Source organism: Janibacter terrae NBRC 107853 (genome assembly GCF_001591405.1).
Taxonomy (GTDB): Bacteria; Actinomycetota; Actinomycetes; order Actinomycetales; family Dermatophilaceae; genus Janibacter; species Janibacter terrae.
Genome location: NZ_BCUV01000003.1, coordinates 131,464 through 144,376, shown reverse-complemented (window position 1 = coordinate 144,376; position 12,913 = coordinate 131,464). Strand labels below are relative to the sequence as shown.

Here is a 12,913-nt window from a genome sequence, read left to right as displayed (position 1 = left end):
CGTGCTGTCTGGTCAGACGCTAGGAGCCACCACCGACAACCGTCCGCAGCTGCCGTGGGGCTGTGGACACCGCGGCTGCCGGATGGGCACCTGTGGACGACGTTACCCGTACAGGTGTTCGAGGGTGGGAGGTGGCGCGCCGACACGCCGTCACGACAGGATGAGGACGTGCAGACCGTCACCCCCGAGGCCCTCGCCCGCGCCCTGACCGCCCTGCCCGACGACCCGCGGGTCGTCGTCTCCGGCAACCACAGCGTCCCGTGGGCGCTCGTGCACCTGCTCGACGCGACCCTCGAGACCTACACGCTCAACATGCTCAACGGCCCGGCCGGCCTCCCCGACCGCGCGGGCGTGACGCTCGAGACGAGCTTCGTCGGGCCCGGGCAGCGGCGCCGCGCCGGGCTGCGGTACGTGCCGAGCCGCCTCTCCCTCGTCCCGGTCCTCTACCGCGACCGGCTCCCTGTCGACTGCGTCCTCGTGCACTGCGCTCCCCCGCGCGAGGGGCACCTCTCCCTCGGCCTCGAGGTCAACCTCCTGCCCGGCGCCGTCGAGGCCTGCCGCGAGCGCGGCGGCCTCGTCGTCGCGATGGTCAACGACCGCATGCCCTACACCCACGGTGACGCGCGCGTCCCGCTCGACCACGTCGACCTCGCGGTCGAGGTGAGCGAGCCGCTCCCTTCGCCCGCCGCCCACGCGCCCCTCGGGGAGGAGACGAGCGCCATCGGCCGCCGCGTCGCCGCGATGGTCCCCGACGGCGCAACCCTGCAGATGGGCATCGGGGCCGTCCCCGACGCGGCGCTCGCCGCGCTCACCGAGCACCGCGAGCTGCGGCTGTGGACGGAGATGTTCTCCGACGGCGTCCTGGCCCTCGACGCGGCCGGAGCGCTCGACCCGGACCATCCCCTCACCACGTCCTTCCTCTTCGGCTCCCCCGAGCTCTACGCCTGGGTCGATGGCAACCCGCGGGTGCAGATGGCCCGCACCGAGCGCACCAACGACCCTGGGCTCATCGCGCGGCAGCGACCTCGATCAACACGGCGCTGCAGGTCGACCTCTTCGGGCAGGCCAACGCCTCCCGGCTCGGCGCCCGCATCCACAGCGGCTTCGGCGGGCAGACCGACTTCATCGTCGGCGCGCTGCACTCCCCCGGCGGGCAGGCCTTCCTCGCGCTGCGCTCGTGGCACCCACGCGCCGACGTCAGCACGATCGTGCCGCTCGTCGACGAGCCGGTGACCTCCTTCCAGGCCACCGCGATCGTCACCGAGCAGGGCACCGCCCCGCTCTTCGGCCACTCCGAGCGGGACCAGGCCCGGGCGCTCATCGAGCAGGCCGCCCACCCCCGCGTGCGCGAGGAGCTGTGGGAGGAGGCCGCGGAGCTCGGGCTGGCCTGACCCCCTTCCGTCCCTAGGCGCGCAGGAGGGTCTCGATGCGGCGGGAGGTGGCCCAGATGCCGACCACGCCCAGCACGAGCAGGTAGGCGACGTGCCAGAGCAGGCCCCACCCGACCTCGCCGAGCATGAGGCCGCGCTCTAGTGCGACGCCGTGGTAGAGCGGGGTGGCCATGACGACCGGTTGCGCCCACCCCGGGTAGGTCGCCAGCGGGAAGAAGGTCGCCGAGAGCAGGAAGAGCGGCTGGATGACGAGCATCACCCAGTCGAAGTCGACCCAGGAGCGCATGAAGGTCGTCGCGTACATGCCGACCGCGGAGAATGCGAGGCCGATGAAGACCGCCGCCGGCACCGCGAGCACCGACCACCAGGACTCGACGACGCCCACCGCGAGCGCCACGAGGTAGAAGACGAGTGCGTAGACCCCACCGCGGACCAGGCTCCAAACGACCTCACCGACGGCGATGTCCCGCGGCCCGAGCGGGGTCGCGAGCATCGCGTCGTAGATGCGCGCGTACCTGAGCTTGAAGAAGACGTTGAAGGTCGAGTCCATGACCGCGCCGTTCATCGCCGAGCTGGCGAGCATCGCCGGGGCGACGAAGGCCGCGTACGAGACCTGCGTCCCGCCGTCGGTCATGACGGATGGGACGAGCGACCCGACGCCGATGCCGAGCGAGAAGAGGTAGAAGACCGGCTCGGCGAAACCGGTGACGAAGGCGATCCACTGCCGTCGGAAGGTCACGACGTTGCGCTCCACCACGGCGCGCCACATGGCCAGGCCGGGCGTGAGGACACCGGTCGTCATGTCACCAACCGCCGGGTCATGCCGGACCGGGCGTAGACCCAGCCGAGGGCGACGAAGGCGAGCAGCACGAGCAGGTGCACGAGGCCGAAGGGGGCGAAGCTCCCGTGGGCGGACGAGCGCACCAGCTCGACCCCGTGCCACAGCGGGGTAGCCCAGGCCAGGATCTCGAGGACGAAGGGGAGGCGGTCGACCGGGAAGAAGACGCCCGAGAAGAGCATGAGCGGGGTGATGACGAGGCGGTAGACGATGTTGAAGGAGGAGTCCCCCTTCGCCCGGGCGGTGAAGCCGAAGAGCGGGACGGCGAAGGCGAGGGTCACGAGGACCCCGATGGGCACCGCGAGCAGGACCCACCAGGACGCGAAGCTGCCGAAGAACGAGGCGACGAGGACGAAGGCCGCCGCAGCGAGGCCACCCTGCACGGCGATGACCGTCAGGTGCCCGAGGAGCAGGTCGCTCACCGTGAGGGGCGTGGCGAGCATCGAGTGGTACATGCGGTTCCACGTGAAGAGCCCGTAGACGGGGTAGGTCGACTCACCGACCGCCGTCATCATCGCCTGCACCGCGACCATGCCCGGCGCGACGAAGAGCAGGTAGGAGACGCCGTCCACTCCCCCGGACGACGCGTCCACGAGGGATCCGAGGCCGAGCCCGATCGCGAGCAGGAAGAGCAGCGGCGAGACGAAGCGCGAGAAGAGCGAGCCCATCCAGGTGCGCCGGTAGACGACGAGGAAGTACCCCGCGACGGCGCCGACGCGGCCGAGCATCAGTCGACGAGGGTGCGGCCGGTGAGGTGGAGGAAGACGTCCTCGAGCGTGGAGCGGCGCACGATCGCGCTGAGCGGCTGCAGGCCGCGGTCGTGGACGGCCTCGAGGGCCGCGTCACCGTGGTCGGTGTAGACGAGGAGGCGGTCCGGCAGTGCCTCGACGCGCTCGCCGACGCCCTCGACGAGGTGCGCCGCGTCGGCGTGGTCCGCCTGCTCGTCCAGCGGCAGGCGCAGCTCGAGCACCTCGCGCGTCGAGTAGGACCCGATGAGCGAGCGCGGAGAGCCCTCGGCGACGATGCGACCGCGGTCCATGACGACGAGCCGGTCGCACAGCTGCTCGGCCTCGTCCATGTAGTGCGTCGTGATGATGAGCGTGACGCCCTGGCGCTTGAGCCGGAAGAGCTTGTCCCACAGGACGTGCCGCGCCTGGGGGTCCAGACCGGTCGTCGGCTCGTCGAGGAGCAGGATCTCCGGCTCGTTGATGAGCGAGCGGGCGATGGTCAGGCGTCGCTTCATGCCACCCGACAGGGGCTCGACCTTGTCCTTGCGCCGCTCGGTGAGCTGGGCGAAGTCGAGCAGCTCGTCGATCCGCTCGCGGATCACCCGGCGCGGCAACCCGAAGTAGCGCCCGTAGACGTAGAGGTTCTCCTCGACGGTGATCTCCTCGTCGAGGTTGTCCTGCTGCGGGCAGTTGCCCAGGCGGGCCCGGATCGCGGCGCCGTCGGTCACCGGGTCGAGGCCGAGGATGCGCAGCTCGCCGGCGCTCGGCGGAGAGGTGGCGGCGACCATCTTCATCGTCGAGGACTTGCCGGCGCCGTTGGGACCGAGGAACCCGAAGGACTCCCCCCGCCGCACCTCGATGTCGATGCCGTCGACGGCCGTGAAGTCACCGAAGGTCTTGGTCAGGCCGCGCGCGCTCAGCAGCACGCTCACTCCGGCCTCTCGTTCGCGATCTCCGGCGGGACCTCCATCGGCTCCCGGTCGAGCCCGAGGCGGCGGTGGGGCGGGATGGACAGGTCCTCGCACAGGCTCTCCCACACCCGGCGGGGCGGCTCACCGTCGGCGAGCGCGCGCTCGACCGTGCGGTCACCGAGCGCCTGGACGACGTGCCCGCGGGCGAGGGTGTGGGCATACCCCTCCCCGAACTCGTCCTCCATGAGGGTCCAGAAGTGACTCAGGCGCACCCGGCGAGTGTAGGTGTGTCCGGCGGCCGTCGGTGCGGGGCGGCATACTGCAGCCACGACGACCAAGGAGGTCGCCCGATGGGCGAGACGATCCCGTGGCGGATGCCCGCCGAGTGGACCGAGCACGAGCGCACGTGGATGGCGTGGCCGAGCAACGGCTACACCCTGGGCGACACCCCCGACGAGGTGGAGCGCGCCCGGCGGACGTGGGCCGCGGTCGCGCGGGCGGTGGCCGGCTTCGAGCCGGTGACGATGGTCGTGTCGCCGAGCGACATCCACCTGTGCCGCGAGTACCTGCGCAACGACACCGCGCACCCCATCGACATCGTCATCGCCGACCTCGACGACGCGTGGATGCGCGACATCGGGCCGAGCTTCGTCCTCTCCCCCGACGGCGAGCTCGGTGGCGTGGACTGGGTCTTCAACGGGTGGGGCGGGCAGGACTGGGCGACGTGGGACCTCGACGCCCGGATCGCCGCACAGGTGGCCGACGCCGCGGGCGCGCACCACCTCCCTTCGTCGATCGTGAACGAAGGGGGCGGGCTGCACGTGGACGGGGAGGGCACCGTCCTGCTCACCGAGACCGTGCAGCTCGACCCGGGTCGCAACCCGGGGGCGACGAAGGGGGACATCGAGGCCGAGGTCGGCCGGCTGCTCGGCGTGGACACCTTCATCTGGCTGTCGCGGGGCCTGACGCGCGACTACGACGAGCTCGGGACGCGCGGGCACGTCGACATCGTCGCGACCTTCACCGAACCGGGGCACGTGCTGCTGCACTGGCAGGAGGACGAGTCGCACCCGGACCACGCGGTGAGCCGCGAGATCGAGCAGGCGCTGCTCGCGGCGACCGACTCCGCCGGACGCCGGCTGGAGGTCACGCGCATCCCTGCGCCCCGGACGCTCACGGACGACGAGGGACCGGTCGACTGGTCCTACGTCAACCACCTGGTGTGCAACGGCGGGGTCGTGGCCTGCGTCTTCGACGACCCGCACGACGAGCGGGCGCTCGAGATCCTGCGCGAGGTCTACCCGGGCCGCGAGGTCGTCGGCGTCGATGCCCGCCCGCTCTTCGACCGCGGTGGCGGCATCCACTGCATCACCCAGCAGCAGCCGGAGTCCTCGTGAGGCCCGACCTGCTCGGCTACCTCCCGCTCGCCGTGGCGACGACCGCGGCCGACGTGCTCGGTCGCGACCGCGCCCACCTCGTGAGCAAGCTGGCGCTCGCCCCGACGCTCGCAGCCGGGGTGCTCTCGACCCGGTCCGGGCGCAGCCCCCGCCGCACCGGCACCCTGCTCATCGCGCTCGTCGGCTCCACCGTCGGGGACTGGTACATGTACCGCTCGAGCCGGACCGAGGGCGAGCTGTCACGGGCGATGATGCGGCGGGGCGCGAGCGCCTTCGCCGTGCAGCAGGCCGGCCTCGTCGCCCTGCTCGTGCGGGACGGCGCACGGCCCCGACGGGGGCCGGTGGGCGTCGCGGCGACCACCCTGGCTGGGCTCGCCGTCCTCGACTCCGACGGAGGGGCTCCCGACGCGGTGCTCACGGGCTACGGTCTCCTGCTCGGCTCGATGTCGGCGCTGGCCTTGGGCGACGGTGGCCGCGCACGCACCGGGCGGGCCGTGGCCCTCGGCGGGGCGCTCTTCCTCGTCTCCGACGCCGCGATCATCGTCGGGCAGCGGTTCGCGACGTCCCCTCGGGCACAGGCGATCTCATCCGGCGTGATCCTCTCGACCTACACGGCGGCGCTGGCGCTGCTCGTCTAGGTCATGAGCACGCTCGCCCATGACCTCCACCTCCTCGTCAAGGCCCTCGACCGGTCCGCGGAGGTGCGTCTGGCCCCCTTCGGACTGACGTACGCGCGCTACCTCGCCCTGCTCGTGGTCGGCGACGCCCCGGGGCTGACCCAGCGTGACCTCGCCGCGAGGCTCGGGCTGAGCGAGGCTTCCGCCAGCCGCACGACCACCGGGCTGGGCGAGCACGGCTGGATCGACATCGCCCGGACGCCCGGATCCGGCAACCGCCGCACCCTGGCGCTCACCGAGGCTGGTCGCGCGCTGCTGGACCGCGCCGGCACGAGCCTCGGCCGGGACTTCGACGACGCCGTCCGCGCCATCGGACGCAGCCCCGAGGCCCTGGCCCGCGACGTGCGCCGGCTCACCGCCCTCCTCGAGGAGTCACCATGACCCCGCTGCTCGTCGCCCACCTGCTCGCCGCGCTCGTGGCCCTGCCGCTCGGCGGCTACCAGCTCTTCCGGCCGACGAAGGGGGACGTCCGTCACGTCCTCCTCGGCCGGGTCTGGGCGGGGCTGATGATCTGGGTCGCGCTCAGCTCGTACTGGATCCGCGACATCCGCCACGGTGAGCTGTCCCTGCTGCACATCCTCTCGACCGTCACCCTCGTCACCGTCACCCTCGGGGTGGTCCAGGCGCGACGGGGCAACATCGCCGCGCACAGGGGCAACATGCGCGGCAGCTGGCTCGGGCTGTGCGCCGCCTTCGTCGGCGCGGTGGCCGTGCCGGACCGCGCGATCCCGACCTTCGTCGTGACCCGACCGATCGAGGCACTCGTCGTGGTGGTGCTGGTCGTCGGACTGACCGTCGGGTTGGTCAGGGTCGGGGCGATGCTGGCGCGGGAGCGGGTGACGACCAGCTGACGGTTGTCCACAGATGTGCGACGGGCCCTCGGCGTGTCGCGCCGGGACGCCTATCGTGGAGGGATGACGGCGGCGGACATCGAGCGCAAGGTGCGGCAGCACGAGAACGACATCTCGGCGATCTACACGATGATCGCTGACATCCACAACACCCAGGGACGACACACCAACCGGTTCAACGAGCTGACCGAGGACGTCGGGGCACTGGGCGAGCGCATGTCATCGATCGAGACGCGGATGACCTCGCTCGAGGGCAAGGTCGACTCGCTCGAGGGCAAGGTCGACTCGCTCGGGGGCAAGGTCGACTCGCTCGGGGGCAAGGTCGACCAGGTGCTGGAGCTGCTCCAGCGCTGAGCTGTCGGTGGTCGGTGGCAGGCTGTCCCTGCGATGACCAACGACATCCTCGAGAGCTTCTCCCCCGCGACCGCGGCATGGTTCCGCGACAGCTTCGCCGCGCCCACGGAGGCCCAGACCGGGGCGTGGAGCGCGATCAGCGGTGGCAGCCACGCGCTCGTCGTCGCCCCGACCGGGTCGGGCAAGACACTGTCGGCCTTCCTCTCGGCGCTCGACCGGCTCGCCTCCACGCCGCGACCGGAGGACCCGCAGGCGCGCTGCCGGGTGCTCTACATCTCCCCGCTCAAGGCCCTGGCGGTCGACGTCGAGCGCAACCTGCGCGCCCCGCTCGTCGGCATCGGCCACGCCGCCGACCGGCTGGGACTGCCGGCGCCGCAGGTCTCCGTGTCCGTCCGCTCGGGTGACACCCCGGCGAACGAGCGCCGCGCCTTCGCCAAGGCGCCGACCGACGTGCTCATCACGACGCCCGAGTCGCTCTTCCTCATGCTCACCTCGGGGGTCCGCGACGCCCTGCGCGGGGTCGACACGATCATCATCGACGAGATCCACGCGCTCGCCGGGACCAAGCGCGGCGCCCACCTCGCCCTCTCGCTCGAGCGCCTCGACGCCCTCCTCGAGTCCCCCGCCCAGCGCATCGGCCTGTCCGCGACCGTGCGCCCGGTCGACGAGGTCGCCCGCTTCCTCGCCGGCGGCCGTCCCGTCGAGATCGTCCAGCCCGAGTCGACGAAGCAGTGGCAGCTCGACGTCGTCGTCCCCGTCGCCGACCTCACCGACCTCGGGGAGCCGACGGGCGACCTCTCCGGTGCTGCGGCCGGCGAGGAGCGCCGGGCGTCGATCTGGCCGCACGTCGAGGAGCGGGTCGTTGACCTCGTCGAGCAGCACCGCTCGACCCTCGTCTTCGTCAACAGCCGCAGACTCGGTGAGCGGCTCACCGGGCGGCTCAACGAGATCCACTCCGAGCGGGTGGGGCAGGAGACCATCCTGGCCCGCGCCCACCACGGCTCGGTGAGCAAGGAGCAGCGCTCGCTCATCGAGGAGGACCTCAAGGCCGGCCGCCTGCCCTGCGTCGTCGCCACGAGCAGCCTCGAGCTCGGCATCGACATGGGCGCGATCGACCTCGTCGTCCAGATCGAGTCCCCGCCCTCGGTCGCCTCCGGCCTCCAGCGCGTCGGCCGCGCCGGCCACCAGGTCGGCGCCGTGAGCCACGGTGTCGTCCTGCCGAAGTTCCGCGGGGACCTCGTCCAGTCCGCCGTCGTCGTCGAGCGCATGCGCGCCGGCGAGATCGAGGCCCTGCACGTCCCCGCCAACCCGCTCGACGTCCTCGCCCAGCAGGTCGTCGCGATGTGCGCGCTCGACGACTGGCAGGTCACCGAGGTGGAGGCGCTCGTGCGGCGGGCGGCCCCCTTCGCCTCCTTGCCGGCGACGCTGCTGCACGCGACGCTCGACATGCTCGCCGGGCGCTACCCGTCCGAGGACTTCGCCGAGCTGCGGCCACGGATCACGTGGGACCGGGTCGCCGGCACCATCGTCGGGCGGCGCGGGGCGCAGCGACTGACGGTGACGAGTGGGGGCACGATCCCCGACCGCGGCCTCTACGGCGTCTTCCTCGCGTCCGGCGACGGCCCCGGCCGACGGGTCGGCGAGCTCGACGAGGAGATGGTCTACGAGTCGCGCGTCGGCGACGTCTTCACCCTCGGCACGAGCAGCTGGCGCATCGAGGACATCACCCACGACCAGGTCCTCGTCACGCCCGCTCCCGGGCAGCCGGGCAAGCTGCCCTTCTGGCACGGCGACCAGCTCGGGCGCCCGGCGGAGCTCGGCGCCGCCGTCGGTGGCTTCCTCCGCGAGGTCGGCGGGCTCGACGCGAAGGGGGCGCACGCCCGCCTCGCGCAGGCCGGCCTCGACGAGTGGGCCCGCGACAACCTGCTCGCCTACCTCGACGAGCAGCGCACCGCCACCGGTCACCTGCCCGACGACCGCACGATCGTCGTCGAGCGCTTCCGCGACGAGATCGGCGACTGGCGGGTGGCGCTGCACTCCCCCTTCGGCGCGCAGGTTCACGCGCCGTGGGCGCTCGCGATCTCCGGGCGCATGCGGGAGCGCTTCGGCATCGACGTGCAGGCGATGCACGGGGACGACGGGATCGTCCTGCGCCTCCCGGACATCGAGCTCGACGCAGCGCCGGACTCCGGCGCCGTGAGCACCCAGGTCCTCGACCTCATCACCCTCGACCCGACCGACGTCGAGCGGGCGGTCACCGAGGAGATCGGTGGCTCGGCGCTCTTCGCCGCGCGCTTCCGCGAGTGCGCCGCCCGGGCTCTGCTGCTCCCCCGGCGCCGGCCCGACCGACGTCAGCCGCTGTGGCAGCAGCGGCAGCGGGCCGCGGCGCTGCTCGAGGTCGCGAGCGGTCACTCCGACTTCCCGATCGTGCTCGAGGCCGTGCGCGAGTGCCTCCAGGACGTCTTCGACGTGCCGGCGCTGACGGAGCTCATGACGCACATCGCCGGGCGCCGGGTGACGCTCGTCGACGTCGAGAGCACACGGCCCTCCCCCTTCGCCGCGTCACTGATGTTCGGCTACGTCGCCCAGTTCCTCTACGAAGGGGACTCCCCCCTCGCCGAGCGGCGCGCCGCGGCCCTGACGCTCGACCCCAGCCTGCTCGCCGACCTCCTCGGGCGCGGCGAGCAGCTCGCACTGTCCGACCTCCTCGACCCGGCCGCGGTGGAGCGCACCGCCGCCGAGCTGCAGAGCCTCACCCCGGAGCGCGCGGCCCGCGACGGCGAGGACCTGCTGGACCTGCTGCGGGTGCTCGGCCCGCTCTCCGTGGCCGAGCTCGACCGACGCAGCCGGCTCGACGAGGAGGACGTCCGCGCCGCCCTCGCCGAGCTCGAGCGCGGCCGCCAGGTCATCCCCGTGCGCGTCGCCGGCGAGGACCGCTGGGCGAGCACCGAGGACGCCGCCCGCCTGCGCGACGCCCTGGGCGTCAGCCTGCCGCCGGGGCTCGCCGACTCGATGCTCCAGCCGACGAGCGACCCGCTCGGTGACCTCGTCGCACGATATGCCCGCACCCACGTCCCCTTCGCGGCGGCCGACCTCGCGACCCACTACGGCATCGGCCGCGCGGTCGCCACCGACGCCCTGCGGCGCCTCGTCCAGACCGGCCGGCTCGTCGAGGGCGACCTGCTGCCCGTCGAGTGCGGCGGCCGGGGCGGCGAGTTCTGCGACGCCGAGGTGCTGCGGACCCTGCGGCGCCGATCGCTGGCCGCCCTGAGGCACGAGGTCGAACCGGTCGAGCCGCGGCAGTACGCACGCTTCCTGCCGGCGTGGCAGGGCGTCGGGCGTCGCATGCGCGGACGTGACGGCATGCTGCGGGTCGTCGAGCAGCTGAGCGGGGTCCCGGTCCCGGCCAGCGCGCTCGAGTCGCTCGTCCTGCCCGCGCGCGTCGACGACACGGTCAGGCCGATCCTCGACGACCTCATGGCGACCGGTCAGGTGCTCTGGGCCGGCCACGGCAGCCTCCCCGGTGACGACGCGTGGATCAGCCTGCACCTCGCCGACGGCGCCGACACGACGCTCCCGGTCCCCGACGCGTCCGGTCTGGGCGATGTCGAGGAGCGGGTCCACGCGGCGCTGGCCGGCGGAGGCGCCTACTTCTTCCGCGACCTCTCCGACGCCCTCGCCCGCAGCCGGGCGGAGGACGAGGAGCGGATCGACGACGAGGAGCTCGCCGACACGCTGTGGTCGCTCGCCCACCGCGGGCTGGTCACCGGCGACACGCTTGCCCCGGTCCGGGGTCTGCTCGCCGGTGGACGCACCGCGCACAAGGCGCAGCGCCGGCCGACCCCTCGGGGCCGGTACGGCGGTCGGCCGCGGCTGGGCCGTGCCGCCCTGCCTCAGCGCAGCGGGCCCTCGCGCGCCGCCGGCCGGTGGTCTGCGTTGCCGATCGCCGAGAGCGACCCGACGACGCGCATCCACGCGGCCGCCGAGGGCTTGCTCGACCGGCACGGCGTCGTCACGCGCGGCGCCGTCGTCGCCGAGGAGGTCACCGGCGGCTTCGCGGCGATCCACCGCGTGCTCGGGGCCGCCGAGGAGGCCGGCCAGGTGCGGCGCGGCTACTTCATCGAGGGGCTGGGGGCCTCGCAGTTCGCGGTGCCGGGCGCCGTGGACGAGGTGCGCTCGACCCGCGCTCCCGAGGGGCCGGTCGTGCTCGCGGCGACCGACCCTGCCAACCCGTGGGGAGCGGCGCTGCGCTGGCCCGAGCGGGACTCCGGGCACCAGCCCGGCCGCAAGGCGGGGGCACTCGTCGTCGCGGTGGACGGGCAGCTCGTCCTCTACGTCGAGCGCGGCGGGCGCACGCTGCTGTCCTGGGAGAGCGACGAGGAGTCCCTCGCCCTGGCCGCGCGCGGGCTCGCCGACGCGGTGCACCGGGGCGCGCTCGGCCGCCTCACGGTGCAGCGGGCCGACGGCGCTCCCGTGCTCGGGTCGCAGGACCCGCTCGCGCAGGCCCTCACCGACGCCGGGTTCACGATGACGCCGCGGGGCCTGCGGCTACGGCCGAGCGGGCGGGGCTGACCGTGCCCGAGGGCGACACCGTCTGGCGGACGGCACAGCGGCTGCACGCTGCCCTCGCGGGCCGGCGCGCGCTGCTCGTCGACATCCGGTGGGGTGAGGTCGACGAGGCGCCCTTGCGCGGGGCGGTCGTCGACGAGGTCGTGCCCCGGGGCAAGCACCTGCTCCACCGCTTCGACTCGGGCTGGACCCTGCACACGCACCTGCGGATGGAGGGATCCTGGCGGGTCGAGGCGGCGGGGTCCGAGGCGGCGAGGCGCTCCCTTCGCCGCCCTGACCTGCGCGCGGCCATCGGCAACGACGACTGGACGACGCTCGGGCTGCGGCTCGGTGAGCTCGACGTCGTGCGGCGTGACGAGGAGCACCGGCTCGTCGGGCACCTCGGACCCGACATCCTCGGGGACGACTGGGACCCCGACCTGGTCGCCCGACGGATCAGCGAGCAGCCGGAGCAGGTCTCGGTCGCCGCGGCGCTGCTCGACCAGCGCGTCCTCGCCGGCGTGGGGACCTTCTGGGCGAGCGAGGGGCTCTTCGTCCAGCGGCTGCACCCGTGGCGTCCGGCAGCGGACCTGGGCGACGACGAGGTCACCGCCCTGCTCGCCCGCCTGCACGAGCTCATGCTGCGCGGCCGGGAGCACGCGGTCCAGTCGGCCACCGGCATCCTGCGCGCCGACCAGCGGGCGTGGGTGCACGGACGGTCGGGTCGCCCCTGTCGACGCTGCGGCCAGACCGTGCGGGTCGCCCCTCTCGGGCGCCAGGGGCCGGACCGGGTCTTCTTCTCCTGCCCGGGGTGCCAGGGAGGGGTGGGGCCGACGGACGACGGCCGACCGCAGGGGCCGCTCGGCTCCCGCCGACGGCCACGGCCCTGAGGCCGAGCCGATCAGGCCGCGGAGACGACGTCCTCGGACCGGTTGGCGACCGGCAGGGTCACCGGAGCCGAGGCGCGCTCGGCGCGGTCGGCCCGCTGGGCGATCTCGGTGAAGACAAGCGACATCGGCATCTCGAGGGCGGTGCAGATCGAGGCGAGCAGCTCCGAGCTCGCCTCCTTCTCCCCGCGCTCGATCTCGCTGAGGTAGCCGAGGGAGACGGAGGCCTTGGCGGAGATGTCGCGCAGGGTCCGGCCCTGGGCACGGCGCGCATCGCGCAGCACGTCCCCGAGCTCCTCACGCAGCAGCACCATCGCGCTCACCTCCTACT

Annotated in this window: 14 protein-coding genes; 8 read left to right on the top strand and 6 right to left on the bottom strand. The window is 73.4% G+C overall.

What is annotated here, in order from left to right; genetic code table 11:
- Positions 1 to 150: 150 nt before the first annotated feature.
- Positions 151 to 819: a hypothetical protein gene (locus JT1_RS18840; protein ID WP_255218241.1), complete on the bottom strand. Its 669-nt coding sequence runs from the start codon at positions 817 to 819 to the stop codon at positions 151 to 153.
- Positions 820 to 833: 14 nt separating this feature from the next.
- On the opposite strand from JT1_RS18840, the gene JT1_RS18835 reads away from it, so the two are divergent.
- Positions 834 to 1,391, top strand: coding sequence for an acetyl-CoA hydrolase/transferase C-terminal domain-containing protein (locus JT1_RS18835; protein WP_255218240.1), 558 nt, complete (start codon positions 834 to 836; stop codon positions 1,389 to 1,391).
- A 13-nt stretch (positions 1,392 to 1,404) separates the two neighbouring features.
- Here JT1_RS18835 and JT1_RS03145 read toward each other — a convergent pair whose 3' ends face one another.
- The 4 genes from JT1_RS03145 to JT1_RS03130 are packed head-to-tail and all read right to left on the bottom strand — an operon-like array spanning position 1,405 to position 4,140.
- The gene (locus JT1_RS03145) at positions 1,405 to 2,193 is read right to left on the bottom strand and encodes an ABC transporter permease (protein WP_068322902.1); all 789 of its coding nucleotides are present in this window, start codon (positions 2,191 to 2,193) and stop codon (positions 1,405 to 1,407) included.
- Positions 2,190 to 2,957 (bottom strand): ABC transporter permease, encoded by a 768-nt coding sequence (locus JT1_RS03140; RefSeq protein ID WP_068322900.1) that lies wholly within the window; start codon positions 2,955 to 2,957, stop codon positions 2,190 to 2,192. The genes JT1_RS03145 and JT1_RS03140 overlap by 4 nt, the downstream gene beginning before the upstream one ends.
- A complete protein-coding gene (locus tag JT1_RS03135) occupies positions 2,957 to 3,889 on the bottom strand; it encodes an ABC transporter ATP-binding protein (RefSeq protein WP_068322897.1) in 933 nt (310 codons plus the stop codon). The genes JT1_RS03140 and JT1_RS03135 overlap by 1 nt, the downstream gene beginning before the upstream one ends.
- The gene (locus JT1_RS03130; protein WP_082807434.1) at positions 3,886 to 4,140 is read right to left on the bottom strand and encodes a DUF3046 domain-containing protein; all 255 of its coding nucleotides are present in this window, start codon (positions 4,138 to 4,140) and stop codon (positions 3,886 to 3,888) included. The genes JT1_RS03135 and JT1_RS03130 overlap by 4 nt, the downstream gene beginning before the upstream one ends.
- Positions 4,141 to 4,218: 78 nt before the next feature.
- Between JT1_RS03130 and JT1_RS03125 the strand changes: the two genes are divergently transcribed.
- The 7 genes from JT1_RS03125 (at position 4,219) to JT1_RS03095 (ending at position 12,585) form a co-directional block, all read left to right on the top strand.
- Positions 4,219 to 5,265: an agmatine deiminase family protein gene (locus JT1_RS03125; protein ID WP_068322891.1), complete on the top strand. Its 1,047-nt coding sequence runs from the start codon at positions 4,219 to 4,221 to the stop codon at positions 5,263 to 5,265.
- Positions 5,262 to 5,903: a lysoplasmalogenase family protein gene (locus tag JT1_RS03120; protein WP_255218239.1), complete on the top strand. Its 642-nt coding sequence runs from the start codon at positions 5,262 to 5,264 to the stop codon at positions 5,901 to 5,903. Before JT1_RS03125 ends, JT1_RS03120 begins: the two co-directional genes overlap by 4 nt.
- Positions 5,904 to 5,906: 3 nt before the next feature.
- Positions 5,907 to 6,323 carry a MarR family winged helix-turn-helix transcriptional regulator gene (locus JT1_RS03115; protein WP_068322888.1) on the top strand — a complete coding sequence of 139 codons (417 nt, stop codon included), beginning with the start codon at positions 5,907 to 5,909 and terminating at the stop codon, positions 6,321 to 6,323.
- Positions 6,320 to 6,793, top strand: a complete 474-nt coding sequence (locus tag JT1_RS03110; RefSeq protein WP_068322885.1) for a DUF2306 domain-containing protein — start codon at positions 6,320 to 6,322, stop codon at positions 6,791 to 6,793. Before JT1_RS03115 ends, JT1_RS03110 begins: the two co-directional genes overlap by 4 nt.
- Positions 6,794 to 6,856: 63 nt before the next feature.
- Positions 6,857 to 7,147 carry a hypothetical protein gene (locus tag JT1_RS03105; protein ID WP_068322882.1) on the top strand — a complete coding sequence of 97 codons (291 nt, stop codon included), beginning with the start codon at positions 6,857 to 6,859 and terminating at the stop codon, positions 7,145 to 7,147.
- Positions 7,148 to 7,180: 33 nt separating this feature from the next.
- Complete coding sequence (locus tag JT1_RS03100) at positions 7,181 to 11,719, top strand: Lhr family helicase (RefSeq protein WP_068322881.1); 4,539 nt, start codon at positions 7,181 to 7,183, stop codon at positions 11,717 to 11,719.
- A gap of 2 nt (positions 11,720 to 11,721) precedes the next feature.
- Positions 11,722 to 12,585 carry an Fpg/Nei family DNA glycosylase gene (locus tag JT1_RS03095; protein ID WP_068322878.1) on the top strand — a complete coding sequence of 288 codons (864 nt, stop codon included), beginning with the start codon at positions 11,722 to 11,724 and terminating at the stop codon, positions 12,583 to 12,585.
- Positions 12,586 to 12,596: 11 nt separating this feature from the next.
- Here the strand turns inward: JT1_RS03095 and JT1_RS03090 are convergent, their stop codons facing one another.
- Positions 12,597 to 12,896: a helix-turn-helix domain-containing protein gene (locus tag JT1_RS03090; protein WP_068322875.1), complete on the bottom strand. Its 300-nt coding sequence runs from the start codon at positions 12,894 to 12,896 to the stop codon at positions 12,597 to 12,599.
- Positions 12,897 to 12,913 lie beyond the last annotated feature (17 nt).